This is a genomic window from Serratia sp. AS12 (genome assembly GCF_000214195.1).
GTDB classification, from domain to species: Bacteria; Pseudomonadota; Gammaproteobacteria; order Enterobacterales; family Enterobacteriaceae; genus Serratia; species Serratia plymuthica.
In genome coordinates this window covers 50,043-75,740 of record NC_015566.1, presented here as the reverse complement: position 1 = coordinate 75,740, position 25,698 = coordinate 50,043, and the positions used below count along the sequence as shown (strand labels likewise).

Genomic DNA, 25,698 nt, shown 5'->3' with positions numbered 1-25,698 from the left:
ATTTTTCACGGATTCAGGCAGTAGCAGACGGACTTATACGGATAAACAACGCAATCAATATATTGATTTATTGTGTTTTTATGGATTTATCGGGAGCTATCAGGACAAGCGTTGGCGGAAGATCACAGGAGTCGAACCTGCCCAGGACCGCTGGCGGCCCCAACCGGATTTGAAGTCCGGCCGCCCCACCGGGGACGAGGATCTTCCTTCGGGAGTTGGAAGCAAGAGGCTGATTATAGCGCAGTTTATCCCTGGCGCTAAGAGGGAAATAGCGGTGGCCCCCGGCAGCGATACCGGAGGCCGGCAGGGTTAAGGCTTCAGCAGATCTTTCACGTCCAGCAGGATAAATTCGTTATCGTCCGCCACGTTCGGCTGGCGGCTGGAAGAGAACGGGAAGTTATTGTCGTTGCCGACAATGATATGGCTGCCATCCACCACGTCGACGTTTTCAATGGTGAAGAATGGGAAGGTCAGTACGCCGTCGTTAAGCGGCTTGCGCGCCAGCTTGTTCGGGTCCTGAATGCTCAGCAGATCGATATACGCCAGCTTTTCCACCGGTTTGCCGACGTTGGCGCCTGAGAAGGCGATTTTATACACCCGTTTGAACTTCGCCACCTGGCTAAAACAGTTGTCGGTCGGTGCACCCGCAGCGCAGGCTTTGTCCGGCGTGCCTTCGCCGTTGTCGCGTTCAATCACCAGGCCGTGCGTGGCGTCGATCATATTGAAATCGCCGATGGCGTTCTGGTTATCTTCCAGTACGTATTGCCAGCTGCGGCCGGTCCATGCCTGCTGTTTCACGTCAAACTCCAGCACCCGCAGGTAGCGTTTGCCGTCGACGTTTTCAAACTTCTCGCCGTCCCACAGCGCGCCCTCCAGCAGCGGGTAGAGTTTGCTGCCGTCCGACGACGCCGCCATGCCTTCAAAGCCTTTGGAACGCGCCACCTGGAAGTTCTGTTTGCCGTCCGGTGCGCCCGGCAGGGTCAGCGTCGGGTTGTCCGGCGATTTCACCACCTTGCCGTCCACCTTGGTGTCGAACACCGCCAGCACCTTGCCGTCCAGATCGGCCTTGATCAGGTAAGGACCGAACTCGTCGCCGATCCACAGCGCATTGTCGGCGAACTGGAAGCTTTCCGGATCGAAATCGCTGCCGGTCAGGTAACGTTTTTCGGTGCTTTCATTGATGATATGGAAGGGCACCTTCTGATCCGGATCGTGCAGGAATACCGTCTTCAGCGGCGTGACAGTGCCGGTGCTGAAGTCGATTTTGTAGTGATTAAGATACAACATGGCGTCCGGCGAGTTGGCCTTGCTGCCAAAGCCGTTGTCGGTCAGCACCCAGTAGGTGCCGTCGGGCATATGTTTGATGCCGGAATGGCCCTGCAAGGGTTGGCCGTTGATCGGCAGGCCGATGCCGGTCATGCGATCGGCAGATTTGCCCGCCACGCTGCCCAATTCGGTGACACGTTTGCCGCTGGTGTATTTGCCGCTTTGCCGCAAATCGCTCGGCGCATCCTGTGGCGCGGAGATGCTGGATTTAACCGGCAGCAGCGCATGCCCGGCCAGTATCGCCTGCGCCGGCTGCGCGTCGGCCCACAGGTTGCTGCTTAGTGCCATACATCCTGCCAACAGTGCCAAACGGGTTTTGGTGATGTGCATGTCATGGTTCCCTAGTTGTTGTTATCGCCCCGAGGTAAAAGCAACGTCACTATAGGGAGCCGCAATGACAGAAATATTATTTGCGGAACGCCTGCCGGTAGCTGCGCGGATGAAAACGCCTGGTGATGGCGATCAACACCACCACCAGCAGCGCATGGATTTGCCAGTCCAGCGTAAAGCCGCCGCTGTAGTCGCGCAGCAGGCCGGAAAGGTACGGCGTCACCCCCGCCAGCAGAAAACCGATACCCTGCATAAACGCCACTAACCGCCCCGCCGCCGCCGGATGCGGGATATGATCGAGCGCCAGCACCAGGCACAGCGGGAAGGCGCCGCCCAACCCCAGGCCGGCGATCAGTACCCACAGCCACGGCAGCGTCTGCGGCAGGTAAATCAGGCCGATAAAACCGATCAGTTGCATCACCAGCGCCAACAATAACAGCGGCCGACGATCCTGCGCCCGCGCCACCGCCGGCAGCAACAGCGCGCCAATCACCTGGCCGAAGGTCATCAGCGCCAGCAGCGTTCCGCTGGCCTGCGGCTGCCAGCCAAGCTGCATGTAATACGGCGGCAGCCAGGCGATCAGGCTGGTATAACCGCCGTTGATCAAACCAAAATAAGCGCCCAGCAGCCAGGCGCGGTGGCTGAACAGCAGGCTCGGGCCGGCAGAAGCGCCGGGCGGCGCAAGGCGAGCCAGCCCACGGCTGACCGGCCACCAGGCGATCAACGCCACCAGCGCCGGTGCGGCCCACCAGGCCAGCGCGCGGTGCCAGTCATGCCCGGCGCTCACCAGCCACGGCGTCATCGCGGCCCCCAGTCCGCCGCCGCCCATCAGCGCCGCCGACCACAGCCCGGCCACCAACGCCATCTGCCTGAGAAAGTGATGCTTGATAATGCCGGGCATCACCGCCTGGATCACCCCAATCCCCAGCCCGCCCAGCACCGCGCTCAGCATCAGTTGCGCGCTGCCCGGCGCCAGTTCGCGCCAGGCGGCGCCGAGGCCGATCGCCAGCAGGCTCAGCACCACGCTGGCCCGTTCGCTGAACAGGCGGTTGATCGCCCCACCCGCCAGCGCCATCAGCCCCATCATCAGCACCGGCAAGGTGGTCAGCAGCGCAGCGCCGCCAAAGCTCAGCCCGGTAGCCTGCCGCAGCGTCGGCAGCAGCGGGCCGACAGAGGTCAACAAGGGCCGCATATTCAGGCCAATCAGTACCAGTGCCCACAGCAGCGGATTAAACCAGCGGCGCGGGGTGGCGGGGGAAACGGGATGATTTAACACGGCATAATCCTGGTCTTGCGGGATGAAGAGTGCAGCGTCACAGCCTGTGCGCCACAGCGTTGCGTTACTGTAGGCATCGCCGCTAGTATTGGGAAATTAAATAATAAAATAGCCGGCAGTGGGAAAATGAATCGTTACCCGATGTTCAATCCGCAGTTATTGCTCAGCTTTGTCGCGGTCTGCGACAGCGGCAGCTTCACCCGCGCCGCGGATCGGGTGTTCCTGTCGCAATCGACCGTCAGCCAGCAGGTAAGGCGGCTGGAGGAGATGCTCGGCAAGCCGCTGTTTGAACGTTCATCCCATCAGGTGTTGCTGACCGAAGAGGGCGTAAAGCTATTGAGCTATGCGCGGCGGATTATCGCGTTGAATGAAGAAGCGCACGACGCGCTGACCGGCATCTGGCGCGACGGGGTATTGCGGCTGGGGATGCCGGAGGATTTCGCGGCACCGACCACCGAGCTGCTGGCGGAATTCAGCCGTGCGCACCCGCACCTGCGCCTCGACGTCGCCAGCGGCCTGAGCGCCGATCTGCACAGCGCCTATGCTCGTGAAGAGCTGGATCTGATCCTGGTCAAGCAGCGCCGCAGCCAGCCGCCGCGCGCCGCCAGGCCGGAACCGCTGCTGTGGCTGGACAGCCTGGCCTTTCCGGCGATCGAACAATCCCCGGTGCCGCTGGCGGTGTTTCCGCTCAATGGCCTGTACCGTGAGGAGCTGTGTCAGGCGCTGGATAACCTCGGCAAGCGCTGGCGCATCGGCTACAGCAGCGCCAGCCTGGCGGCACTCACCGCCGCCTCCGCAGCCGGGTTGGGCGTCACCCTGTTGCCGGCCGGCTGCCGGTTACCGAGCCACCGGGTGCTGGGCATCGCCGAGGGGTTACCGCCGGTCGGCAGCTTCGAGCTGGCGCTTTACTACCGCGACAGCGCCCCCGCCGCCACCCCGGCGTTGGCCGAGCGCCTGAAGGCGTTCTGCGGGTTGGTGTGAGAAGAGCGATGTAGCCTGATTAACTACATTTGTAGCCATTACGGCTACACCGCCTAATACCCGGTTTCACCGTGGCGCTCACGGTACTCTTTGGGCGTTGCGTCATAGCCTTTTTTGAATACCGAATAGAAATATTGCAACGACGGGTAGCCGCACATCTGCGAGATCTCGTTGATGGTCAGCGAGGTCGCCGTCAGCAGATTACGGGCGCGCTCCAGCTTTTCCTGATGGATCATATGGTGGATGGTTTCGCCGGTCTCGTCCCGGAAGCGTTTTTCCAGGTTGGAACGCGACATGCCGACCGCATCCAGCACCTGCTCGACCTTGATGCCCTTGCAGGCGTGATGACGGATGTAATGCATGGCCTGAATCACCGCCGGATCGCGCAGCGAGCGGAAATCGGTGGAGCGGCGTTCAATCACCTTCACCGGCGGCACCAGGATACGTTGCAGCGGCAGTTCGCGGCGGTCCAGCAACTGATGCAGCAGCTTGGCGGCGCGGTAACCCATCTGCCGGGTGCCCTGCGCCACCGACGACAGCGCCACCCGCGACAGGTAGCGCGTCAGCTCTTCGTTATCGATGCCGATCACGCAGAGTTTCTCCGGCACCGCGATATCCAGGTGCTCGCACACCTGCAGCAAATGGCGCGCCCGCGCGTCGGTCACGGCGATGATGCCGGTCTGCTGCGGCAGGGTCTGCACCCAATCCGCCAGCCGGTTCTGCGCGTACTGCCAGTTCTCCGGCGCGGTGGCCATGCCCTGATACACCACGCCCTGATATTGCTCCGCCGCCACCCGTTGACGGAAAGCCTGTTCGCGCTCCTGCGCCCAGCGTTTGCCGCCTTCCGCTGGCAGGCCGTAAAAAGCAAAGCGATTGATCCCCTTCTCCTTCAGGTGCATAAACGCCGCCTCCACCAGCGCCTGATTATCGGTGGCGATATAGTGCACCGGCGGGTAGTCCTCCTCACGGTGATAGGAGCCGCCAACGCCGACGATCGGCACATTGACGTTATGCAGCAACCGCTCAATCTCGCGATCGTCGTAATCGGCGATCACCCCATCGCCCAACCAGTCCTTGATGTTGTCGATGCGGCAGCGAAAATCCTCTTCGATAAAGATGTCCCAGTCACACTGTGAAGCCTGTAAATACTCGCCGACGCCCTCGACCACCTGGCGGTCATACACTTTATTGGCGTTGAACAGTAACGTAATGCGAAAGCGCTTCGCGAACATGCGGCATCCCCGATATATAAACTGCTCTCTGGGATAGCACAGCTATCTTCGAGAGCAGAAAGCATTACCTCATAACTGTGAGCTCAAACGCTATATCCAAAATAATTGGAGTTGTATCAAGGCGGCAAAGGAACTCATTCCGATGAGCTTACTAAAGTAAGTGATTCGGGTGAGTGAGTGCAGCCAACACAGATGCAGCTTCAAGTATGAAGGATATATTCTTATGCCCGGCGCTTGGTGGCAGAGTCCATCCACACCGCCAGCAGCAGGATCGCGCCCTTGACGATGTACTGCCAGAAGGTCGGCACGTCCAGCATGCTCATGCCGTTATCCAGCGACGCCATGATAAACGCCCCCATCACCGCGCCGGCTACGCTGCCGATGCCGCCGGCCAGGCTGGTGCCGCCAATCACGCAGGCGGCGATGGCATCCAGCTCGGCGATATTGCCCGCCGACGGCGAGCCGGCACCCAGCCGCGAACTGAGGATCAGCCCGGCAATCGCCACCATCAGGCCATTGATGGCGAACACCGCCAGCTTGGTGCGTTCGACGTTGACCCCCGACAGGCGCGCGGCGTCGATATTGCCGCCGATGGCATAAATCCGGCGGCCAAAAGCGGTGCGGGTGGCCATGAATATCCCCGCCAGCATCAGCGCGGTGAGGATCAATACCGGCGTAGGTACGCCGCGGTAATCATTGAGCAGATAAATGGCCCCCAGCACCACCACCGCCAGGAGGCTTTGTCGGGTCACGTCGCCGGTCGCGGCGGCCACCGGCAACCCAAGCTGCGCACGTCGGCTGCGTCGCCGCCATTGCCAGGCAACGAACAGCATCAACCCGACGGCGCCGATGCCAAAACCCACACCGCTCGGCAGATAGCTCTGGCCGATCTGCGACATGGCGCCGCTGGTCGGCGCTACCGTAGTGCCGTTGGTGATGCCGATCAGAATGCCGCGAAAGGCCAGCATGCCCGCCAGCGTGACGATAAACGACGGCACCTTGCGGTACGCCACCCACCAGCCGTTCCAGGCCCCCAGCAACAGGCCGGCCAGCAGCGTGACCACGATGGTCAGCGGCAGGGGCCAGCCGAGCCAGACGTCAAAAATCGCCGCCGCCCCGCCCAATAACCCCATCATCGAACCGACCGACAAGTCGATCTCCGCCGAAATAATCACGAACACCATGCCCACCGCCAAAATGCCGGTAATCGCCGTCTGGCGCAGCAGGTTGGAGACATTGCGCGCGCTGAGATAGGCGCCCTCGGTGGTAAAGGTAAAGAACAGCATAATGACGGCGATCGCCGCCAGCATCACCAGCACCTGAAAATTGATGGATTTCAGCTTCAAAATGGGATTTTTCTCGGCAATTTCCTGCGTTATCACGTCAGACTGCGTGCTTTTCGACATCGGTTTCACTCCTCAATGCGGCTTCCATCACCTGTTCCTGGGTCAAACCCCGGTTCTCCAGCGACGCCTTGATACGCCCCTGATGCATCACCAACACGCGGTCACTGAGGCCCAGCACTTCCGGCAGTTCCGAAGACACCACGATCACCGCGATACCCTGCTGTACCAGCTGATTGATTAATTTATAGATTTCCTGTTTTGCGCCGATATCGATGCCGCGGGTCGGCTCGTCCAGAATGAGGATTTTCGGCTTCAGCAGCAGGCACTTGGCCAAAATTGCCTTCTGCTGGTTGCCGCCGCTCAACCTGGCGATCGCCAGCTCGGGCGACGACGTTTTCACCTTCAGCTGCGCCAACGACTGGCGAATGGTCGCCTGCTCCTGCGCATCGTCGATCACCGTCAATACGCCACTGAAATCGCTCAGCGCCGCCAGCGTCATATTAGCCCCGACGCCCATCACCGGCACAATGCCGTCGCGCTTGCGGTCTTCCGGCACCATGGCGATGCCGTGGCGCATCGCCTGTCGGCAATTAGTGATAACGGCCGGCTGGCCGTTAATGCGGATGCTGCCCTGCCAGCGGCCGGCATAGACGCCGAACAGGCACTGCATGGTCTCGGTACGGCCGGAGCCGACCAACCCGGCGACGCCAAGAATTTCGCCGCGCCGCAGGCTGAACGACACCTCATCCACCCGGCGGACGTGGCGATTCACCGGGTGCCAGGCGGTCAGGTTATCCACCTGCAAAATCACGTCGCCGATCGCATGCTGCTGTTGCGGGTACAGCTCGGTCAGTTCGCGCCCCACCATCATGGCGATAATGTCTTTTTCGCTCATCTCCGCCGCCGGCCGCGTGCCGATATGCTTGCCGTCGCGGATCACGCAGATCAGATCCGAGATCGCTTTCACCTCGTTCAGCTTGTGCGAAATGTAAATGCAGGCGATGCCGTGATCGCGCAGATCCTGAATGATCGCCAACAGCGTGGCGGTTTCGCTTTCGGTCAGCGACGCCGTCGGTTCATCGAGCACCAGCAGCCGTACCTGCTTGTTGAGTGCCTTGGCGATCTCCACCAGTTGCTGCTGCCCCAGCCCCAACTCGCCGACGCGGGTATTGGGATCCACCTCCAGCTTGACCTGCGCCAGCATGCGCCGGCAGCGCAAGTACATGGCGTCGTAATCCATCACCCCACGGCGACACTGTTCGTTGCCGAGAAACATGTTTTCCAGCACCGTCATCTGCTTCACCAACGCCAATTCCTGATGGATGATGGCAATGCCTTTTTTCTCGGTGTCGCGGATATTTTTTGCCGCTAACACCTCGTCGGAAAAATAAATATCACCCTGATAACTGCCGTGCGGATATATTCCGCACAGCACTTTCATCAGCGTGGATTTTCCCGACCCGTTTTCACCGCACAGCGATAATACCTGGCCGGCCTCCAGTTGCAGGCTGACATTATCCACCGCCTTGACTGCGCCGAATTGCATGGTGATATTTTTCATTTCCAATAGGCAGGGCATTATTCCCTCCACGTCACCGGATATCGGTATTAATTAAGGTCGGCTTTTTTATGGAAACCGTCGGCAATAATAGTGCTGTCGATATTCGATTTATCTACCGGGATCGGCGTCAATAACCAGGCCGGCACCGGTTTGACGCCGTTATTCAAGGTCGCGTTGGATTTGGGTTTTTCGCCTTTGCCCAGTTGCACGGCGATGCTCGCCGCCTCATCGGCCAGCTTGCTGATCGGCTTATAAACCGTCATGGTCTGGGTGCCGGCCATGATGCGCTTCACCGCCGCCAAATCGGCGTCCTGGCCGGTGATGGCCACCTTGCCCGCCAACCCCTGCGCAGCCAACGCCTGGATCGCCCCGCCGGCGGTCGCATCGTTGGAGGCCACCACGGCGTCGATATGATTGCTGTTGGCGGTCAGCGCATTTTCCATGATTTTCAATGCGTTCTCCGGCAGCCAGCCATCAACCCACTGATCGCCCACCACCTTGATTTTCCCGCTGTCGATCAAGGGTTGCAGCACCTTCATCTGGCCCTGACGGAACAGTTTGGCGTTGTTATCCACCGGTGAACCGCCCATCAGGAAATAATTCCCCTGCGGCACCCGCTGCACCAGGCTTTGCGCCTGCAGTTCACCGACCTTTTCGTTATCGAAGGAGATATAGAAATCGATATCGGCGTTATTGATCATGCGATCGTAGGCCAATACCTTAATGCCCTCCCGCTTGGCCTCGCTGATGACGTTGCTCAGCACCTGGCCGTTATAGGGAATGATCACCAGCACGTCGACGCCGCGGTTGATCATGTTTTCTATCTGCGCCATCTGGGTTTCTTCATTGCCGTTGGCCGATTGCACGAAAACATCCGCCCCCAATGTTTTGGCCTTGCTGACGAAAATATCGCGGTCTTTTTGCCAGCGCTCCAGGCGCAGATCGTCGATCGCCATGCCGATTTTGATTTCTTTGCTCATGGCCGGTTGGCTGGCCAGCGCCAGCAGCGCGCAGACCGAAAGGAACAGGGGTTTTAATTTCATCTTATATACCTTTGTTATTTAATGTGTAAGGGTAATAATTGAAACGGGCCGGTGAATCAGCTTAGAGCGGATTGTTGTCGGTTATTTACTCTTCGGCAATTACAGATTTTTACCAGCGAATTATGATTTTTGGTTTAATGTTGTTTTTATGATGGCGGTCATGCTTTCACCCTGAAAAGCACTGTCGCGCGCCATAAAATTCAAATGAAACGCGCTTAAACGCCTATTATGAGATCTACCGCACATTTAATAATTCTGTGAATTTAAGAGTGAAATAACGTAATTGAGCCACCGGGTTCTAACTCCGAAGATAAATGCATCCCGTAAACCGGGCATCGCTACCCAGGAGTCGAAAATGCAATCCTATTTTGATCAGCTTGAGCAAGTTCGCTACGAAGGCCCCGACAGCAATAACCCGCTGGCTTTCCGCCACTATAATCCCGATGAGTGGGTACTCGGCAAACGTATGGCCGATCACCTGCGCTTCGCCGCCTGTTACTGGCACACCTTCTGCTGGAACGGCGCGGACATGTTCGGCGTCGGAGCCTTTGATCGCCCCTGGCAGCAGCCGGGCGATGCGCTGGCGCTGGCAAAACGCAAGGCCGACGTGGCGTTCGAATTCTTCCACAAGCTGAACGTGCCTTACTATTGCTTCCACGACGTCGACGTTTCGCCGGAAGGCGCTTCGTTGAAAGAGTATCTGAATAACTTTGCGGTAATGACCGACGTGCTGGCGGAAAAGCAGCAAAGCAGCGGCGTGAAGCTGTTGTGGGGCACCGCCAACTGCTTTACCCATCCGCGCTACGGCGCAGGCGCGGCCACCAACCCGGATCCGGAAGTGTTCAGTTGGGCGGCCACTCAGGTATTCACCGCCATGAACGCCACCCATCAACTGGGCGGCGAGAACTACGTGCTGTGGGGCGGGCGCGAAGGTTACGAAACCCTGCTGAATACCGATCTGCGCCAGGAGCGCGAGCAGATTGGTCGCTTTATGCAAATGGTGGTGGAGCACAAACACAAAACCGGCTTCCAGGGCACGCTGCTGATCGAACCCAAACCGCAGGAACCCACCAAGCACCAGTACGACTACGATGTCGCCACGGTGTACGGCTTCCTGAAGCAGTTCGGGCTGGAGAAGGAGATCAAGGTCAATATCGAGGCCAACCACGCCACCCTGGCCGGGCACTCCTTCCACCATGAAATCGCCACCGCCATCGCGCTCGGCATCTTCGGCTCGGTCGACGCCAACCGCGGCGATCCGCAGCTGGGCTGGGATACCGACCAGTTCCCCAACAGCGTGGAGGAGAACGCCCTGGTGATGTTCGAAATCCTCAAGGCCGGCGGTTTCACCACCGGTGGCCTGAACTTCGACGCCAAGGTCCGCCGCCAAAGCACCGACAAATACGATCTGTTCTACGGCCATATCGGTGCGATGGACACGATGGCGCTGGCGCTGAAAGTGGCGGCCAAAATGACCGCCGACGACCGGCTTCCTCAGCAGGTCGCCCGACGTTACGCCGGCTGGAACGGTGAGCTGGGCCAGCAAATTTTGCAGGGCAAACTGTCGCTGGAAGCCCTGGCGCAGTACGCTGAACAACATGCACTGGCGCCGCAGCACGCCAGCGGCCGTCAGGAACAGCTCGAGAACCTGATGAACCGCTACCTGTTCGGTTAACTGACCCGCGCGGCGCACCGTCCGCCGCGCTTTAAAGGATCTCAATCATGTACATCGGCATCGATCTCGGCACCTCCGGCGTAAAAATCATTTTGCTCGGTGAGCAGGGCCAACTGCTCGCCAGCCAGAGTGAACCGCTGCCCATCTCCCGCCCCCATCCCTTATGGTCAGAACAGGCGCCGCAGGACTGGTGGCACGCCACCGATCGCGCCATGCTGGCGCTGGGCCAGCAGCACAGTCTGCAACAGGTGAAGGCCATTGGCCTCAGCGGCCAGATGCACGGCGCCACGCTGCTGGATGATCGCCAACGGGTGCTGCGCCCGGCCATCTTGTGGAACGACGGCAGAAGCGCTGCGCAGTGCCAGGCGCTGGAGCGGGCGGTGCCGCAGTCGCGGCAAATTACCGGCAACCTGATGATGCCCGGCTTTACCGCACCCAAGCTGCTGTGGGTGCAACAGCACGAACCGCACCTGTTCAGCCAGATCGATAAAGTGCTGTTACCCAAAGATTATCTGCGCTGGTGCATGACCGGCGAATTCGCCGGCGACATGTCGGACGCCGCAGGCACCGGGTGGCTGAACGTAGCGCAGCGCGACTGGAGCGACGAGATGCTGGCCGCCTGCGGCCTCTCGCGCCGCCACATGCCGCAGCTGTTCGAAGGCAATCAAATCACCGGCCAGACCCACACCGAGCTGGCAAGACGCTGGGGAATGCCACCGGTGCCGGTGGTGGCCGGCGGCGGCGACAATGCCGCCGGGGCGATCGGCGTTGGGCTGTATCAGGCCGGGCAAGCCATGCTGTCGCTCGGCACCTCGGGCGTGTACTTTGCGGTCAGCGACGGCTTTCTCAGCAACCCGGCCAGCGCGGTGCACAGCTTCTGCCATGCGCTGCCCGACACCTGGCACCTGATGTCAGTGACGCTCAGCGCCGCCTCCTGCCTGGATTGGGTCTGCAAACTGACCAATGTCGACAGCGTCGCCACCCTGCTGCGCAACGTCGAACAGGCCCCCCCGGCGGAAGCCCCACTGTGGTTTTTGCCTTACCTTTCCGGCGAACGCACACCGCATAACAATCCCAACGCCAAAGGGGCGTTCTGGGGCCTCACCCACCAGCACGGGCCGAACGATCTGGCGCGGGCAGTGCTGGAAGGCGTCGGTTTTGCCCTGGCGGACGGCATGGACGTGCTGCACGCCAGCGGCCTGCAACCTTCGAGCATCACCCTGATCGGCGGTGGCGCACGCAGCCCGTTCTGGCGGCAGATGCTGGCGGATATCAGCGGCCAACGGCTGGAATACCGCACCGGCGGCGACGTCGGCCCGGCGCTGGGGGCCGCGCGCCTGGCGCAGATTGCCCTGAATCCGCAGCGCCCGCTGAGCGACCTGCTGCCCGAATTGCCGCTGGAACAGCTGCACGAACCGGATGCCGAGCGCCATCGGCACTATGCCGCGCGCCGCAGCACGTTCCGCGAGTTGTATACCTGTTTGTTGCCGCTGATGTGAGGCCCTGGGGCAGTAACCCTGCCCCCTCATTATTACCAAATCGAATAGTCGCCAGTGGCAAATGTCGCTGCCAACCTGCGGGTTCCTCTCCTAAATTGGTGGATGTTTTTTGACGCACCTCACCTCTGGATTAAGGAACTGAACGTGGAAAAAACCCAACAACAAAGCCGCAGAGCTTTCCTCAGCCAAACCGGCAAGCTAACCACCGCCTGCGCGGTGATCGGGCTGACCGGCGGCGTGGCGCAGGCCGCACCACAGGCTGGTGGCCACTGTGCGCCGGAGGCGAAACCCATGACCCTGACCGACAATCACTACGTGCTGAGCGACGTACGGCTGGAGGAGGGTTTCGAATACGATGGCGATACGGTGATCGGCACCCGCACCGCGCTCTACCAGTTGGAAATCAAAGACGGCAACATTGCCGCCATCCACGCAGCGGATGCGGCGCCGATCGCGGGCGTGCCGCGCTATCAGGCACAGGGTCAGTTGCTGCTGCCGGCGTTCCGCGACATGCATATCCATCTGGACAAAACCTTCTACAGCGGCCCGTGGCAGGCACCGCGCCCACGCCAGGGCAAAACCATCATGGACATGATCGCGCTGGAACAGACGCTGATCCCCAAACTGCTGCCGACCTCGCAGCAGCGCGCGGAAAACCTGATCGCCCTGTTGCAGTCCAAAGGCAGCACCGTAGCGCGCAGCCACTGCAATATCGATCCGGTCAGCGGGTTGAAAAGCCTGGAGCACCTGCAACGTGCGCTGGAAAATCACCGGGCGGATTTCAGCTGCGAAATCATCGCCTTCCCGCAGCACGGCCTGTTGCATTCTAAAGTCGACGGCTTGATGCGCGAGGCCATGCAGATGGGCGTGCAATACGTCGGCGGGCTGGACCCGACCAACGTCGACGGTGCGATGGAGAAATCGCTGGACGCGATGTTCCAGATTGCGCTCGACACCGGCAAAGGCGTCGACATCCACCTGCATGAAACCAGCCCCGCCGGGGTAGCGGCGATTAACTACATGATCGCCACCGTAGAAAAAAACCCTACGCTGCGCGGTAAGGTCACCATCAGCCACGCGTTCGCCCTGACCACGCTGAACCCGAATGAGCTGGCGGAAACCGCCACCCGCCTGGCGGCGCAGCAAATCACCCTCGCCTCCACGGTGCCGATCGGCGGGCTGATGATGCCGCTGCCGCAGCTCAGTGAAAAAGGGGTATTTGTGATGACCGGAACCGACAGCGTGATCGACCATTGGTCACCGTTCGGTACCGGCGACATTCTGGAAAAAGCCAATCTCTACGCCCAGCTGTATCGCGGTTCGGATGAGTTCCATCTGTCGCGCGCCCTGGCCATTTCCACCGGCGGCGTGCTGCCGCTGAACGACAAAGGCCAACGAGCATGGCCCAAAGCCGGCGACAGCGCGGAATTCGTGTTGATCAACGCCAGTTGCTCCGCCGAGGCGGTGGCCCGCTTACCCGCACGCCGCGCCACCTTCCATCGGGGACGTCTGGTCGCCGGCCAGGTCAGCAAAGCCTGATGCTGGTCCGCTGATGCCATCATGATGGCCGTTTTTGGCCTTCTTCCCTGCAGGATAACGGCGCAGTATGGCGTTACACCCCACAGGCGGAGGCCGAAAATGTCACACAGCGCATTATTGATCATCGATGTTCAGCAATCATTCCAGCATCGCCCTTTCTGGCAAGAGGACGATCTGCCCGCTTTCCAGCAGGCGCTCACAAAATTAATTGAAGGCTGCCGTCGGCAGGGCGTGGCGCTGGTCGACGTGTTCCACGTTTCCCCGCAGGGGCCATTCTCGCTGGCGTCCGGTTTCGTGCAGCGCCTGCCGTTCCTCAGCCACCAGGCGGACGTTACCCTGCACAAGCAGGTGCATAACGCGCTGACCGAATCCGGGTTGGACGCCTGGCTACGTGAGCGGGAGATCAATCACCTGATTATCTCCGGCATTCGTACCGAGCAGTGCTGCGAAACCACTACCCGCGTGGCAAGCGATCTCGGTTATCGAGTAACCTTCGTCACCGAGGCGACCCTGACGTTCCCGATGCATCACCCCGACGGCCAGGTCTTTACCACTGAACAGCTCAAGCGGCATACTGAGACGGTGCTGGTCGACCGTTTCGCCCAGCTCGCCAGCGTGGATGAGGTGCTGGCGCAACTGTCACAGGAGTCATAATGCCGCAGGCCGTCTACTTTCTGATGCTGCCCCAGGTGCTGTCGCTGGACGTCAGCGGCCCGGCCGAAACCCTGCGCCTGGCCGGAACGTTCAGCCTGCATTACATCGGCCCGGAGCCGCAGATAACCTGCTCCATCGGTATGACGCTGAGCCGGCTGGAGCCGCTGCCCGCCCGGTTGGAAGACGGCGCGATTTTGGTGGTACCGGGGGTCAGCGATTCGGCCCGCTACTTTGCCAACCCGCAAGCCGAACAGGCCCGCCGTTGGCTGGCGGCGCTGCAACCCGATCTGCAAAGCCGCCGCATCACGCTGGTCTGCGTGTGTTCCGGTGCGCTGCTGGCGGCGCAGGCCGGCTTGCTCGACGGCTACCAGTGCACCACTCACCATGACGTGCTCGAACGCATGCGCCTGCAGGCACCGGCGGCGCTGGTGAAAGAAAACCGTATTTTTGTCGAAGACCGCAGCGTCTACACCAGCGCCGGCATTACCGCCGGTATCGATCTGGCGCTGCACCTGATTAACCGCCAGTGCGGCGCAACCCGGGCGACGGAAGTCGCCCGCGAAATGGTGGTGTATTTCCGCCGTTCCGGCGACGACCCGCAGCTTTCACCGTGGCTGCGCTATCGCAATCATCTGCACCCGGCGGTCCACCGCGCCCAGGACGTGATGGCCGCCGAGCCGGAGGCCGAATGGTCAGTGCCGCAGGTGGCGGAAAAAGCCCACGTCAGCAGCCGCCATCTGGCGCGGCTGTTCCGCAGCCATATCGGCATCAGCGTGCGGGAATATCATGAACAGCTGCGGCTGGCGGTCGCGCAACAGCGCCTGCAACAAGGCTACGGGCTTGAGAAAGCGGCGCTGGCGGCCGGGTTCTCGTCCGGCCGCCAGCTGCGGCGCGCGCAACAGCGCGGGCAAAACCCGTTATGACACCCACCTTCGGGTATCCAGCTTTTGCAGCCCCATCGACAGCAGCAGGCTGAGCGCCAGCGCCACACCGAATACCCAGAAGATATCCAGCAGCGGATGAGTGGTGAGTTCAAGATGCCGACTGCGCATAAAGTTGACGATAATGGCGTGAAAACCGTAGATCGCCAGCGAATGGCGGGAAAAAACGCCCAGCCAGCCGATCGGATCCGGCAGGCAGTTCTTGAACCACACCAGCAGCGACACTGCAGCGATAAACACCAGCGGGCCGCAGTAGATGTAAAAGGTGTCGGCAAAGCTGCCGTTGATGAACATCTGGCTTTTGGTGCCGCGAACAATCAGCGCCACGCTGAGTACAAAGCCCAGCGCCGCCAGCCAGCTGATGCCGCGCCGTCCGGTGTCCATCATGCCAATCGCCCGCCCGGCCAGCGCGTACAGCAGATAATAGAAGGTATCGCCGTAGATATACAGATTGACCGGCAGCAGGTGAGCGTTGCCGACGGTCACCGCACCGGTATTGGGGTTGGCAATCACCGCCAGGATCACCAGTACCCCGGCCAGATAACGGCGCGAGACCGGTTTGACGCTGATCAGCGGCGAGAGCAGGTAAATCACCGCAATCGCATAGAAGAACCACAGGTGATAAAACACCGGTTTTTGCAGCATGCCACGCAGCGACGGCCAGAAGCCGATTTTGGTGAAGGCCGCGATATAGATCAGCGCAATGAGGCTGTAGAACAGGATGCAGCAGCCAATACGGATGAAATGTTTTTTGCCGGCGCTTTTCTCGCCGAAAAACAGATAGCCGGAAATCATGAAAAACAGCGGCACCGAAACGCGCGACATGCCGTTCAGCACGTTGGCGATGTCCCAGTTATGTTCCCCCACCGCCATGCCGTTGGTGACGTAATAGGTGGTGGCGTGGATCATCACCACCATCATGCACGCCACCGCGCGCAGGTTATCTATCCAGCCAATTTTAGTGCTCAAAACGGTGCCCGACGTTGTGTCATATTTTTATGTTAATAAGAGGTTATAGAGCGCAGGGCGCGGCGACAACCCAAAAGCGAAATATCAGAATGTGCTGAAACAACACCTTATCGTTGCTAAGGTGAACAATTGGCGGCAAAATAGCCGCCATAACTCGCTCAGTTTGCGCTTCCCGCCCTGGCAGTTCCTTTTTTCTTCTTCACTATCAGTACTATAAATATGAAAACGACATTACCACCTGCGGCACGCTTGGGCCGACAGGCGCTTTTATTCCCTCTTTGTCTGGTGCTGTTCGAATTTGCCACCTATATCGCCAACGATATGATCCAGCCCGGTATGCTGGCGGTGGTGGCGGAGTTCAACGCCGGTGAAGAGTGGGTGCCGACATCCATGACCGCCTATCTGGCCGGCGGTATTTTCTTGCAATGGCTGCTCGGCCCGCTGTCGGACCGACGTGGTCGCCGCCCGGTAATGCTGGCCGGCGTGGCGTTCTTTATCGTCGCCTGTCTGGCCATTTTGCTGGTGACCAACATCGAGCAGTTTATCTTTATGCGTTTCCTGCAGGGCATTGGCCTGTGCTTTATCGGCGCGGTCGGCTACGCCACGATACAGGAATCCTTCGAGGAATCGGTGTGCATAAAAATCACCGCGCTGATGGCCAACGTGGCGCTGATCGCCCCGCTGCTCGGGCCGTTGGCCGGGGCTGCGCTGATCCACGTCGCGCCGTGGCAGAGCATGTTCGTGCTGTTTGCGGCGCTGGCGGCGATTGCCTTTTACGGCCTGTGGAAGGCGATGCCGGAAACCGCTTCGCTGCAGGGCGATAAATTCTCGGCCGCCAACCTGTGGCGCGACTATCGCCAGGTACTGAGCAACCGCCGCTTTGTCTGCGGGGCGCTGGCCATCGGTTTCGCCAGCCTGCCGTTGCTGGCCTGGATTGCCCAGTCGCCGGTGATCCTGATCAGCGGTGAATCGCTGTCGACGCTGGATTACGGCCTGTTGCAGATCCCGGTGTTCGGCGCGCTGATCCTCGGCAACCTGACGCTGGCGCGCCTGACCGGCAAAAACAGCGTAGAGCGCCTGATCAAGCTGGGCGCGGTACCTATGATGCTGGGGCTGCTGGTCGCGGCACTGGCTACGCTGTTCTCCAGCCACGCCTATCTGTGGATGACCGCCGGGCTGAGCCTGTACGCCTTCGGTATCGGGCTGGCCAACGCCGGGCTGTACCGCCTGACGCTGTTCTCAAGCGCCGTCAGCAAAGGGACCGTCTCCGCCACCATGGGCATGTTGAGCATGCTGGTGTTTACCGTCGGCATCGAGCTGGCGAAAGTGGCTTATGTCTGGGGCGGCAGCGGGTTGTTCAACCTGTTTAACCTGATCAGCGGCCTGTGCTGGCTAGCGCTAGTGGCGCTGTTCCTCAGCAAACGCCGCAGCGGCGACACAACGCCCACGCCTAACGAAGCGCTGTAACGACAAACGGGGCTAACGCCCCGTTCTTGCTCTGAAAGCGTGATAATACAGGGTATGGAGACTAACGCTCTTCGCGCGTATGCCAAATACGCAGGACATAAATTGTTGAGGATTGAAGTTGGTAGCGCATTTCATAATGACCGACGAGGATACGCCTCACCTCCTGCGGCATAAATTCATCCAGTTTCTCGCCAATACGGGGGTTATCACGCAGTACCTTAGGTGCTGCAACCAAAGCCTGTATCGTGTTAGCTGCGGCAGTACGGTTAACCGGGGCAAGAAAATCAAACAAACGCGCCAAATCCGATAGCGCCTTACTCGTCCATTTTAATTCCATCAGCGTGGTACCGGTAAAGGCTTATCGCTGCTCAGGCTTACGGCCCAGGTTTCTACCGATTCATGGTCGATGATATTTTGCTGTTCGACATCGGCGAGGGCCTCCAATGTTAAACGGCGACGTTCTTCTTCTTGATCGAGCCATGCGGCAAGGGCCTGCTTAATGATCCATCCGCGCGAACGTTCCAGTTTAGCGGCCATCTCATCAACTTTGTCCGCTAAGGGTAACGGCACATGTGCGGTGATGACTTTAGTATTCATCGTAGTGACCTCCGAGTGCAATCAATATAAATCAGAATGATTAAACTTGATTATAGCGCGATAGGAGAACGAAAAATACACAATCAGCCATCGAACAATCCGCCGTCGCGCAGCAGGTGTTGATTGCCCTTGCGGCGGGTAAATCCGCTGCGATCGAAAAATTCCAGCACCTGGATCGCCAGCTTGCGGCCGACGCCGAGCCTGTCGCGGAAATCCGCGGCGTTGGCGCTGCCCTGCGTCGCATCCAACTCGCGGATCAGCGCGGCGAACTGTTCGATACGCTGGCTGAGATAGTAACGGTCCACCACCACTGCCGCGATATGACCGAGCTGCGCCGCTTTACGCAGCGTCGCCCGCACGGGCGCCTCTTCCTCGCCCAATTCTGCGGCCAAATCGCGCACCCACCAGGCTTCGTCACCGAACAGCGGCTCAATACGGCTCCACAGAATCTGTTCTTCAGCGCTGAACGCCAGGCCATGCTCCGGCAAGTGCAGCCAGCCGCGCGTATTGCGCACGCTGCCGGCGGCCAGCAACCGATCGATCATCATAAACACCAGCGCTTCAGGCAACGAAGGCAACGCCATGCGCCGCAGGCGCGCTCGTCCCAACCCAAGCTGATCGGCATGCTGGTGGTGATACTCGACCAAGACTTGCAGCAAGCGCTGTTGGCCCTGCTGTGCATTCTCCTGCGCCAGCGCCCACTCGCCGGCAATCAGCCATTCATGGTCCGCCAACAGCTCTGACAGCCCACCGTCGGTCAGTTGCCGCGCCCACGCGAACATCGCCAGATCCAGCGGCCCGTTGGGCAGACGTAGCGCCAGTGCCTGGCGATCGTCGCCGGCCTGCGCCAATGCCGCCAACCAGGCAAGGTAATCCGGCTGGCGTTTACCGCGTTTCGGCGTCGTCAAACTCAGCACCCGTGCGCCGCCCAGGGTCTGGCGGGCGCCGATATCGCGCAGCACCAGCCGATCGTTGTCCGCCAGCCACAGCGGGCGATCGAGGATCAATTCCGCCAGGTGTTCATTCAATAACGAAATCCGGCCGGTGATATGGCTGGCGGCGTGGTGCAGATGCAGCGGTTGCCAATGCTTTATCGGCTGGTCGGTATCCAGCGCCACCAGAATGCGTTCTGCCGCCTGCAACGGCTTTTTCGCCAACAACCAGTCACCGCGAGCCACCTGCTCTTTGCTGACGTCACCGCTGATGTTCAGTGCGATGCGCTGCCCGGCCTGCGCCTGCTCAACCTGTTGATTCTGCGCATGCAGGCCGCGTACCCGCACCGGAACGTCCGCACCGGTCAGCCACAGCGTATCCCCTACCGCCACCTGCCCACCCAGCGCGGTGCCTGTTACCACCAGACCCGCCCCTTTCACGCTGAAGGCGCGGTCTACCGCCAACCGGAAACGGCGCGTCAGCACATGCTCATCAGGCCGTAACGCCAGCAGATGCGCGCGCAGGGCGTCAATCCCCCGATCCCGCACCGCCGCGGTGACAAACAGCGGCGCATCGGGCCAACCCTGCCGCGCCAGTTCATCGCTGACCTGCCGCCGCACCTCGTCAACCCGTGCTTCGTCCACCCGATCGGCCTTGGTCAATGCCACCGTCAGCGCCGGGCGCCCGCTCAGTCGCAGGATCGCCAGATGTTCACGGGTTTGCGCCATCACGCCGTCATCGCAGGCTACCACCAGCAGCGCATGATCGATGCCGCCGATGCCCGCCAGCATATTGGCGAGGAATTTTTCATGGCCGGGCACGTCGATAAAACCCAGCACCCGGCCGTCGGGCTGCGGCCAGTAGGCATAGCCCAGATCGATGGTCATGCCGCGGCGCTTTTCTTCCGGCAGGCGATCGGCGTTGATCCCGGAGATCGCCTGCAACAGGGTGGTTTTGCCATGATCGACATGGCCGGCGGTAGCGATAATCATGCGTTTAACGCCTCGATCAGCGCCTGTTCCTGCTCAAGGCAGCGCAAATCCAACCACAGCCGGCCGTCGTTAATCCGGCCGATCACCGGCTGAGGAAGGCGGCGCCAGCGTTCTGCCAGCGCTTCCAGCGTCGCCCCACGGCCGTCGAGCGGCGTAAAGGTCAATGCGTAGCTGGGCAACCTGTCCACCGGCAACGAGCCGCTGCCAATCTGCGACCAGCACGGTTCGGCGCGCAGCTGGAAGCGTTCGCCAAACTGCGGTTCCAGCGCGTGCAGCAAGCGTTCGGCGGTGGCCTGCATCGCCTGCTGCGGGCGGGTCAGCAGCCGCAGCGTCGGCAGTTGCTCCGCCAACAATTCAGGCTGTTGATAGAGGCGCAGCGTGGCTTCCAGCGCCGCCAGCGTCAGTTTGCCGACACGCAGCGCACGTTTAAGCGGATGCTGCTGCAACCGGGCGATCAGCGCCTTTTTGCCGACGATAATCCCGGCCTGCGGACCACCCAGCAGCTTGTCGCCGGAGAAAGTCACCAGATCCACCCCGGCGGCCAGCAGGCGCTGCGGCATCGGCTCGGCCGGCAGGCCGTATTGCGCCATATCAATCAGCGAACCGCTGCCCAGATCGGTGACGGTCGGCACGCCATATTCAGCGCCAAGCTGCGCCAGTTCGGCTTCATCCACCGCAGCGGTAAAGCCCTGGATGCTGTAGTTGCTGGTGTGCACCTTCATCAGCAGCCCGGTCTGTTCGTTGATGGCGTTGCGGTAATCTTTCAGGTGGGTACGATTGGTGGTGCCGACCTCAACCAGCCGGCAGCCCGCCTGGCGCATCACGTCGGGGATGCGGAACGCGCCGCCGATTTCCACCAGCTCACCGCGCGACACCACCACTTCCTTGCCGGGCGCTATCGCCGCCAGCATCAGCAACACGGCCGCCGCATTGTTATTCACGATGCAGGCATCTTCCGCGCCGGTCAGCCGGCACAGTAAATCCGCCACGGCGCGATCGCGATGCCCGCGCCCGGCGCCGTCCAGATCGTATTCCAGCGTCACCGCCGCTCCCATCGACTGCCTCACCGCCTCGATAGCCGGTTGCGCCAGCAGGGCGCGGCCAAGGTTGGTGTGCAGTACGGTGCCGCTCAAATTGAAGACCGGTGTCAGCGCCGAACGCTGCCGTTGCGTCAAACCGGCGCTGAGCGCCTGCGACCAGTCGCTGCACCAATCGGGCAGCCGCTGCTGCTGCTTGATCGTCTCACGCGCCTGCAACTGCAATTCGCGCAGCAGATCGCTAATCAGCGTCTGGCCGTATTGGGCCACCAGCGGTTCGATAGCGGGATCGTGCAGCAGGCGGTCGATGGCGGGTAACTGGCTGTAAAGAAGGTGGGATTCAGTGCTCATGGTCGCTCGGTTTTTTTGTGTGATGATGTCGGCATAAAGCAAAACCCCCGCCAAAGCGGGGTGAGGGAATTCAGGGGGGTGAAGTGCGGGCAAAACTTTCGCGGGCAAACAGCCGCTCGGCCAGTTTGATCAACGCAGGCCGTTCGACGCACCAGTTGGGCATGATGCGGCGGAAATTGAGGTAGCCCAGCGCACAGCCGGTAGCGATGTCCGCCAACGTCAGCTCGGCGGCATTCAGCAGCGTCTTTTCCTGCGCCAGTTTCTCCAGCGCGTCCAGCCCGTGCGTCAGCTTGTCGCGCTGGCGCAGTATCCAGTTTTCGTCCTGCTTTTCCGATGCGCGTTTGCTCTCGCGAAACAGCGTGGCGGCGGCTTCGGTTACGCCGTCGGCCAGCGCTTCCACCTGGCGAATACACAGCGCAACCGCGCGATCGGCGGGCAAAAATGCCGGGGCGGCGGGAAGCAGTTCGAGGTATTCGGCAATGACGCGCGAGTCGTAATACGCCACGCCGTCGTCGGCCACCAGCACCGGCACCTTGGCGAGCGGATTCAGCTCCACCACCCGGCTGCCCGGCTCATACGGCGGATCGTTAACGAATTCGAACGCGATCCCCTTTTCCAGCAACATCACGGAAATCTTGCGTACAAAAGGGCTGGTATAACTGCCAATCAGCTTCATCCGTCTTCCCCCCGAGCTGTGGAATCACAGCGTTGTTATTTCACCACCAGCGTGTCGATAATCCGCTGAACCAGCGCCTGGTGCGCCTCCGGCGTTTTGGCCGGTGACAGCATTTGCAACGTCACCACCCTTTTATTCAATACCGTCAGCACAAAGGTGGAGAGTACCTTTTGCCCATTGACGCTTTGCTCGGTATCCAGCCGATGAAACTTCTGCTTGCCGACGCTGAAGTTCTCTTCTTTGGTGGTCTTGATATTCTGATAGCGGTCGGCCAGCTCAGTGATGATGCTTTGCGTCAGATCTTTCAGCATTTTATCGCTGGTGTTGAGCTTCATGTCGTCAGGCGGGACCACTTCAGAGGAGACGGTACTCTGGCGTGTCTTGCCGTCGAGGAAACGCTGAATGGTGGATTTGCTGTCGTTGATAATGCCGCTGTTCTGGGTCTGATCGCTAAACCCCGCCGGCAGTAAAAAGGTCACGTTACCCCTTTGCAGCGATACCTTCAGCCCCACAGGCTCGCTTTCCACCGGTGGAGGGGGTGGCGCAATGGGCTGCGTCACGATTGGCTTGGGGTCCGGCTTAGGTACTGCCGGTTTGGTGTCTTCCTTGTTGTCACAGGCCGACAGCCCGATCGCCAGAACGGCGACCGCCGTGAGTTTCGCAATGGTCTTCAACATCGTCCGTCCCTTTTCTTTCGCGTTGCGCGTCATTGCGTAAACGTAGCAACTCGCCCCTGTGAATGCCAGATGCGCAGTCTGAAATTCATCATCTGACCACTCGGAAGGGGCAAATACCGGCGTTTTGCGATTTACTCCCCCGGGAACAGGAACGGGTTGATGCTGCTGCGGGCAAAACCTTCATCTTCCAGCTTGGCGTCGAGCACCAGTGAGGCCAGATCGTCGGCCACCGCCTCGATATGCGGATCTTTTTCCTGATACAAAATCTTCAGGTAAGTACCGCAGTCGCCGCAGCTTTCCGCTTTCACCGCCGCCAGCTCGCTGTCCAGCGACCAGTAATTCAGATCGCGGGTTTGCTCGCAGTTGCTGCATTTTATCCGCACCACGTGCCACTCGCTTTCGCACAGGTTGCAGTGCAAATAGCGCAGGCCGCTGACGGTGCCGATATGCACCACGCTGGAGACCGGAATGCTGCCGCACACCGGGCAGAACTGACGGTGCTCACCATATTCCGCGCGCGCCTTGCCGGGGATCTGGCTTGCCATTTGCGCCCAGTAAAGCGACAGCGCGGCCCAGATGAACGGCGCTTTCTCGCTGCCGATGTTGCCGAACTCGCGGTTGAGCAAGGCGTCGGCCATCAGCTCCAGCTCATGCGCTGACGCCTTTTCCAGGTTATCCAGCACCGCCAGAATGTGTTCCGGCGCCTGTGGACGCAGCTCGGCGATCAACGAGCCCAGCAGCCGGTGCCAATGCTCGCTGCGCGGATAGACGCTCAAATCCAGCGGCGGCTTGCCGCTGGCCGCGCCCTTCAGCAGCGCTTCGGTCAGATCCAGCTGCAGCGGGTTGTCGTGCAGTGCATGGTGCTGCGCTTCGGCCAGTTGCGCGGCGAAGTTCAGGTAGTCGCCCAGCGGGTTGTCCGTCGCCAGCTTGCGCAGGCGTTCGGCGCGGCGGCTGTAGAGGCTTTTCAAATTGGCGAAAAGTAACGGCGGAATTGTCTCCGCCGTTGTGGACTTCTCGCGCTGTGCCCCTAACTGCTCTTTAGGAACGATGCGGATGCTCATCAGGGTTTGTCTTCCTGTTGTTTCTCGCGGACCTCTCGGTACCAGCGCGGATGATGTTTTTTAGCCCAGGCCGCAGGCACCCAGCCTTCGACCATCGCGGTGATAGTGCCTTTTACCCACAACGCGGCGTAAATGTGCACCATTATCACGATGATCAGGCCGACCGCCGCCAGCGAATGCACCAGCAGCGCGATGCGGATCAGCGGTATCGGGAACGACGGCGCAAAGTACGGCCGCCAGATCACCACACCGCTGGCCAGCAGCAGCACCAGGCTGATGATAGCTGCCCAGAATACGCACTTCTGACCGAAATTATAACGCCCGGTGTCGCCCACTTCCTCGTTCATGGCAATTTTGTGGATGTTTTTGGCCCAGACGATGTCTTCCCGGTTGATCAGATTATGCTTCCAGTAGCGCAGGAACATCAGCAGGAAGGCCGCAAACATAATCACCCCGACAAAGGGATGCAGGATGCGCGCCAGTTGCGGCGTACCGAAAATGTTCATCAGCCAGTTGAAGGAGGGGAAAAAGAACCCCAGCCCGCTGATGGCGGCGAACACAAAGCAGAACGCCACAATCCAGTGGTTAATCCGCTCCGGCGCGCTGTAGCGCTGAATCCGCTTTTCCTTCTTCATTTGCGCGTCTCCTCATCGTGCAGCTCGTCGTTGTCTTCCTCTTCGACGCGATTAGGACCGACGCCGACATAGTGGAACACGCTCGCTGCAAAGGTGGCGGCAAAGCCGATGGCCGCCAGGGGTTTCCACACGCCTTTCCAGAACGTGATCGCCGGGCTGATGGTCGGGTTATTCGGCAAACCGTGATACAGCTGCGGTTTGTCGGCGTGGTGCAGCACGTACATCACGTGGGTGCCGCCCACGCCCGCCGGATCGTACAGACCGGCGTTCTGATAACCCCGGGTGTTCAGCTCGCCGACGCGCTCGGCGGCAATCTGCTTCATCGCGTCCTTGGTGCCGAAGTGAATCGCGCCGGTCGGGCAGGTCTTCACGCAGGCCGGTTCCTGGCCGACATCAACGCGGTCGACGCACAGGGTGCATTTGTATACCCGGTTGTCGTCCTTGTTCATGCGTGGCACGTCGAACGGGCAGCCGGCGATGCAGTAGCCGCAGCCGATGCAGTGCTCGGACTGGAAGTCGACGATGCCGTTGGCGTACTGAATGATTGCGCCTTCCGACGGGCAAGCCTTCAGGCAACCCGGATCGGCGCAGTGCATGCAGCCGTCCTTGCGGATCAACCATTCCAGCTTGCCGTTTTCCTCCACTTCGGAGAAGCGCATGACCGTCCACGACTTGGCCGTCAGATCGGCGGGGTTATCGTACACCCCGACGTTACTGCCGATTTCATCGCGGATGTCGTTCCATTCGGAACAGGCCACCTGACAGGCCTTGCAGCCGATACAGGTGGTGACATCGATAAGTTTGGCCACTTCTTCCTGGTGGTCACGGGCGCGCGGGGCCGGCGTGAAACCATTGGTGGCGGATTTACGAATGATGTCCTGAGATTGCATTGCCATAATT

23 protein-coding genes and 1 tRNA gene are annotated in these 25,698 nt (G+C 60.4%); 7 read left to right on the top strand and 17 right to left on the bottom strand.

From position 1 onward, the window contains the following. Positions 1-112 precede the first annotated feature (112 nt). The 3 genes from SERAS12_RS26105 to SERAS12_RS00325 form a co-directional block, all read right to left on the bottom strand. A tRNA-Sec gene (locus SERAS12_RS26105) sits at positions 113-207 on the bottom strand. Positions 208-309: 102 nt separating this feature from the next. Next, the gene (locus SERAS12_RS00330; protein WP_013810984.1) at positions 310-1,656 is read right to left on the bottom strand and encodes an esterase-like activity of phytase family protein; all 1,347 of its coding nucleotides are present in this window, start codon (positions 1,654-1,656) and stop codon (positions 310-312) included. Between the two features lie 76 nt (positions 1,657-1,732). Beyond that, positions 1,733-2,932, bottom strand: a complete 1,200-nt coding sequence (locus tag SERAS12_RS00325; RefSeq protein WP_013810983.1) for a cyanate transporter — start codon at positions 2,930-2,932, stop codon at positions 1,733-1,735. Between the two features lie 126 nt (positions 2,933-3,058). On the opposite strand from SERAS12_RS00325, the gene SERAS12_RS00320 reads away from it, so the two are divergent. Continuing rightward, positions 3,059-3,913, top strand: coding sequence for a LysR family transcriptional regulator (locus tag SERAS12_RS00320; RefSeq protein ID WP_013810982.1), 855 nt, complete (start codon positions 3,059-3,061; stop codon positions 3,911-3,913). A 53-nt stretch (positions 3,914-3,966) separates the two neighbouring features. Here SERAS12_RS00320 and xylR read toward each other — a convergent pair whose 3' ends face one another. The 4 genes from xylR to xylF all read right to left on the bottom strand — a co-directional run bounded on the left by xylR (position 3,967) and on the right by xylF (position 9,095). Continuing rightward, positions 3,967-5,145 (bottom strand): D-xylose utilization transcriptional activator XylR, encoded by a 1,179-nt coding sequence (xylR, locus tag SERAS12_RS00315; RefSeq protein ID WP_013810981.1) that lies wholly within the window; start codon positions 5,143-5,145, stop codon positions 3,967-3,969. Between the two features lie 221 nt (positions 5,146-5,366). Next, complete coding sequence (gene xylH, locus SERAS12_RS00310) at positions 5,367-6,551, bottom strand: xylose ABC transporter permease XylH (RefSeq protein WP_013810980.1); 1,185 nt, start codon at positions 6,549-6,551, stop codon at positions 5,367-5,369. Next, positions 6,529-8,070, bottom strand: coding sequence for a xylose ABC transporter ATP-binding protein (locus SERAS12_RS00305; protein ID WP_013810979.1), 1,542 nt, complete (start codon positions 8,068-8,070; stop codon positions 6,529-6,531). Before SERAS12_RS00305 ends, xylH begins: the two co-directional genes overlap by 23 nt. Before the next feature lie 29 nt (positions 8,071-8,099). Beyond that, positions 8,100-9,095, bottom strand: a complete 996-nt coding sequence (gene xylF, locus SERAS12_RS00300) for a D-xylose ABC transporter substrate-binding protein (RefSeq protein ID WP_013810978.1) — start codon at positions 9,093-9,095, stop codon at positions 8,100-8,102. A 355-nt stretch (positions 9,096-9,450) separates the two neighbouring features. Between xylF and xylA the strand changes: the two genes are divergently transcribed. The 5 genes from xylA to SERAS12_RS00275 all read left to right on the top strand — a co-directional run bounded on the left by xylA (position 9,451) and on the right by SERAS12_RS00275 (position 15,385). Continuing rightward, positions 9,451-10,770: a xylose isomerase gene (xylA, locus tag SERAS12_RS00295; RefSeq protein WP_013810977.1), complete on the top strand. Its 1,320-nt coding sequence runs from the start codon at positions 9,451-9,453 to the stop codon at positions 10,768-10,770. 47 nt (positions 10,771-10,817) lie between these two features. Continuing rightward, positions 10,818-12,269: a xylulokinase gene (gene xylB / locus SERAS12_RS00290; protein WP_013810976.1), complete on the top strand. Its 1,452-nt coding sequence runs from the start codon at positions 10,818-10,820 to the stop codon at positions 12,267-12,269. Between the two features lie 144 nt (positions 12,270-12,413). Then, positions 12,414-13,808 (top strand): amidohydrolase family protein, encoded by a 1,395-nt coding sequence (locus SERAS12_RS00285; protein ID WP_013810975.1) that lies wholly within the window; start codon positions 12,414-12,416, stop codon positions 13,806-13,808. Positions 13,809-13,907: 99 nt separating this feature from the next. Next, on the top strand, positions 13,908-14,462 hold the full coding sequence (locus tag SERAS12_RS00280) for a cysteine hydrolase family protein (RefSeq protein ID WP_013810974.1): 555 nt from the start codon (positions 13,908-13,910) through the stop codon (positions 14,460-14,462). Next, complete coding sequence (locus SERAS12_RS00275) at positions 14,462-15,385, top strand: GlxA family transcriptional regulator (RefSeq protein ID WP_013810973.1); 924 nt, start codon at positions 14,462-14,464, stop codon at positions 15,383-15,385. The genes SERAS12_RS00280 and SERAS12_RS00275 overlap by 1 nt, the downstream gene beginning before the upstream one ends. Here the strand turns inward: SERAS12_RS00275 and SERAS12_RS00270 are convergent. Beyond that, the gene (locus tag SERAS12_RS00270) at positions 15,380-16,372 is read right to left on the bottom strand and encodes an acyltransferase (protein ID WP_013810972.1); all 993 of its coding nucleotides are present in this window, start codon (positions 16,370-16,372) and stop codon (positions 15,380-15,382) included. The genes SERAS12_RS00275 and SERAS12_RS00270 overlap by 6 nt on opposite strands. Before the next feature lie 219 nt (positions 16,373-16,591). On the opposite strand from SERAS12_RS00270, the gene SERAS12_RS00265 reads away from it, so the two are divergent. After that, complete coding sequence (locus SERAS12_RS00265; protein ID WP_013810971.1) at positions 16,592-17,839, top strand: MFS transporter; 1,248 nt, start codon at positions 16,592-16,594, stop codon at positions 17,837-17,839. A 61-nt stretch (positions 17,840-17,900) separates the two neighbouring features. On the opposite strand, the gene SERAS12_RS00260 is transcribed toward SERAS12_RS00265, so the two are convergent. The 9 genes from SERAS12_RS00260 to fdxH all read right to left on the bottom strand — a co-directional run bounded on the left by SERAS12_RS00260 (position 17,901) and on the right by fdxH (position 25,694). Continuing rightward, complete coding sequence (locus tag SERAS12_RS00260; RefSeq protein WP_013810970.1) at positions 17,901-18,176, bottom strand: type II toxin-antitoxin system RelE/ParE family toxin; 276 nt, start codon at positions 18,174-18,176, stop codon at positions 17,901-17,903. Continuing rightward, on the bottom strand, positions 18,176-18,436 hold the full coding sequence (locus tag SERAS12_RS00255) for a CopG family ribbon-helix-helix protein (protein ID WP_013810969.1): 261 nt from the start codon (positions 18,434-18,436) through the stop codon (positions 18,176-18,178). Before SERAS12_RS00255 ends, SERAS12_RS00260 begins: the two co-directional genes overlap by 1 nt. Positions 18,437-18,519: 83 nt before the next feature. Continuing rightward, positions 18,520-20,361: a selenocysteine-specific translation elongation factor gene (gene selB / locus SERAS12_RS00250; protein WP_013810968.1), complete on the bottom strand. Its 1,842-nt coding sequence runs from the start codon at positions 20,359-20,361 to the stop codon at positions 18,520-18,522. Beyond that, a complete protein-coding gene (gene selA, locus SERAS12_RS00245) occupies positions 20,358-21,749 on the bottom strand; it encodes an L-seryl-tRNA(Sec) selenium transferase (protein WP_013810967.1) in 1,392 nt (463 codons plus the stop codon). The genes selB and selA overlap by 4 nt, the downstream gene beginning before the upstream one ends. A gap of 70 nt (positions 21,750-21,819) precedes the next feature. Then, positions 21,820-22,425 (bottom strand): glutathione S-transferase, encoded by a 606-nt coding sequence (locus SERAS12_RS00240; RefSeq protein WP_013810966.1) that lies wholly within the window; start codon positions 22,423-22,425, stop codon positions 21,820-21,822. A 35-nt stretch (positions 22,426-22,460) separates the two neighbouring features. Further along, positions 22,461-23,102: a DcrB-related protein gene (locus tag SERAS12_RS00235; RefSeq protein WP_013810965.1), complete on the bottom strand. Its 642-nt coding sequence runs from the start codon at positions 23,100-23,102 to the stop codon at positions 22,461-22,463. Positions 23,103-23,233: 131 nt separating this feature from the next. Further along, a complete protein-coding gene (gene fdhE / locus SERAS12_RS00230) occupies positions 23,234-24,163 on the bottom strand; it encodes a formate dehydrogenase accessory protein FdhE (RefSeq protein ID WP_013810964.1) in 930 nt (309 codons plus the stop codon). Beyond that, the gene (gene fdoI, locus SERAS12_RS00225; protein ID WP_013810963.1) at positions 24,163-24,798 is read right to left on the bottom strand and encodes a formate dehydrogenase cytochrome b556 subunit; all 636 of its coding nucleotides are present in this window, start codon (positions 24,796-24,798) and stop codon (positions 24,163-24,165) included. The genes fdhE and fdoI overlap by 1 nt, the downstream gene beginning before the upstream one ends. Then, positions 24,795-25,694: a formate dehydrogenase subunit beta gene (gene fdxH, locus SERAS12_RS00220; RefSeq protein ID WP_004950673.1), complete on the bottom strand. Its 900-nt coding sequence runs from the start codon at positions 25,692-25,694 to the stop codon at positions 24,795-24,797. Before fdxH ends, fdoI begins: the two co-directional genes overlap by 4 nt. Between the last annotated feature and the right edge of the window lie 4 nt (positions 25,695-25,698).

Bases quoted from the DNA above. Each gene is read 5' to 3' on its own strand.
- SERAS12_RS00260 (WP_013810970.1), bottom strand. From the start codon at position 18,176: ATGGAATTAAAATGGACGAGTAAGGCGCTATCGGATTTGGCGCGTTTG.
- SERAS12_RS00305 (WP_013810979.1), bottom strand. From the start codon at position 8,070: ATGCCCTGCCTATTGGAAATGAAAAATATCACCATGCAATTCGGCGCA.
- selB (WP_013810968.1), bottom strand. From the start codon at position 20,361: ATGATTATCGCTACCGCCGGCCATGTCGATCATGGCAAAACCACCCTG.
- SERAS12_RS00320 (WP_013810982.1), top strand. From the start codon at position 3,059: ATGAATCGTTACCCGATGTTCAATCCGCAGTTATTGCTCAGCTTTGTC.
- SERAS12_RS00280 (WP_013810974.1), top strand. From the start codon at position 13,908: ATGTCACACAGCGCATTATTGATCATCGATGTTCAGCAATCATTCCAG.
- xylA (WP_013810977.1), top strand. From the start codon at position 9,451: ATGCAATCCTATTTTGATCAGCTTGAGCAAGTTCGCTACGAAGGCCCC.
- fdhE (WP_013810964.1), bottom strand. From the start codon at position 24,163: ATGAGCATCCGCATCGTTCCTAAAGAGCAGTTAGGGGCACAGCGCGAG.
- SERAS12_RS00265 (WP_013810971.1), top strand. From the start codon at position 16,592: ATGAAAACGACATTACCACCTGCGGCACGCTTGGGCCGACAGGCGCTT.
- fdxH (WP_004950673.1), bottom strand. From the start codon at position 25,694: ATGGCAATGCAATCTCAGGACATCATTCGTAAATCCGCCACCAATGGT.
- SERAS12_RS00235 (WP_013810965.1), bottom strand. From the start codon at position 23,102: ATGTTGAAGACCATTGCGAAACTCACGGCGGTCGCCGTTCTGGCGATC.
- xylH (WP_013810980.1), bottom strand. From the start codon at position 6,551: ATGTCGAAAAGCACGCAGTCTGACGTGATAACGCAGGAAATTGCCGAG.
- SERAS12_RS00330 (WP_013810984.1), bottom strand. From the start codon at position 1,656: ATGCACATCACCAAAACCCGTTTGGCACTGTTGGCAGGATGTATGGCA.
- SERAS12_RS00240 (WP_013810966.1), bottom strand. From the start codon at position 22,425: ATGAAGCTGATTGGCAGTTATACCAGCCCTTTTGTACGCAAGATTTCC.
- SERAS12_RS00275 (WP_013810973.1), top strand. From the start codon at position 14,462: ATGCCGCAGGCCGTCTACTTTCTGATGCTGCCCCAGGTGCTGTCGCTG.
- xylR (WP_013810981.1), bottom strand. From the start codon at position 5,145: ATGTTCGCGAAGCGCTTTCGCATTACGTTACTGTTCAACGCCAATAAA.
- fdoI (WP_013810963.1), bottom strand. From the start codon at position 24,798: ATGAAGAAGGAAAAGCGGATTCAGCGCTACAGCGCGCCGGAGCGGATT.
- SERAS12_RS00255 (WP_013810969.1), bottom strand. From the start codon at position 18,436: ATGAATACTAAAGTCATCACCGCACATGTGCCGTTACCCTTAGCGGAC.
- selA (WP_013810967.1), bottom strand. From the start codon at position 21,749: ATGAGCACTGAATCCCACCTTCTTTACAGCCAGTTACCCGCCATCGAC.
- xylF (WP_013810978.1), bottom strand. From the start codon at position 9,095: ATGAAATTAAAACCCCTGTTCCTTTCGGTCTGCGCGCTGCTGGCGCTG.
- xylB (WP_013810976.1), top strand. From the start codon at position 10,818: ATGTACATCGGCATCGATCTCGGCACCTCCGGCGTAAAAATCATTTTG.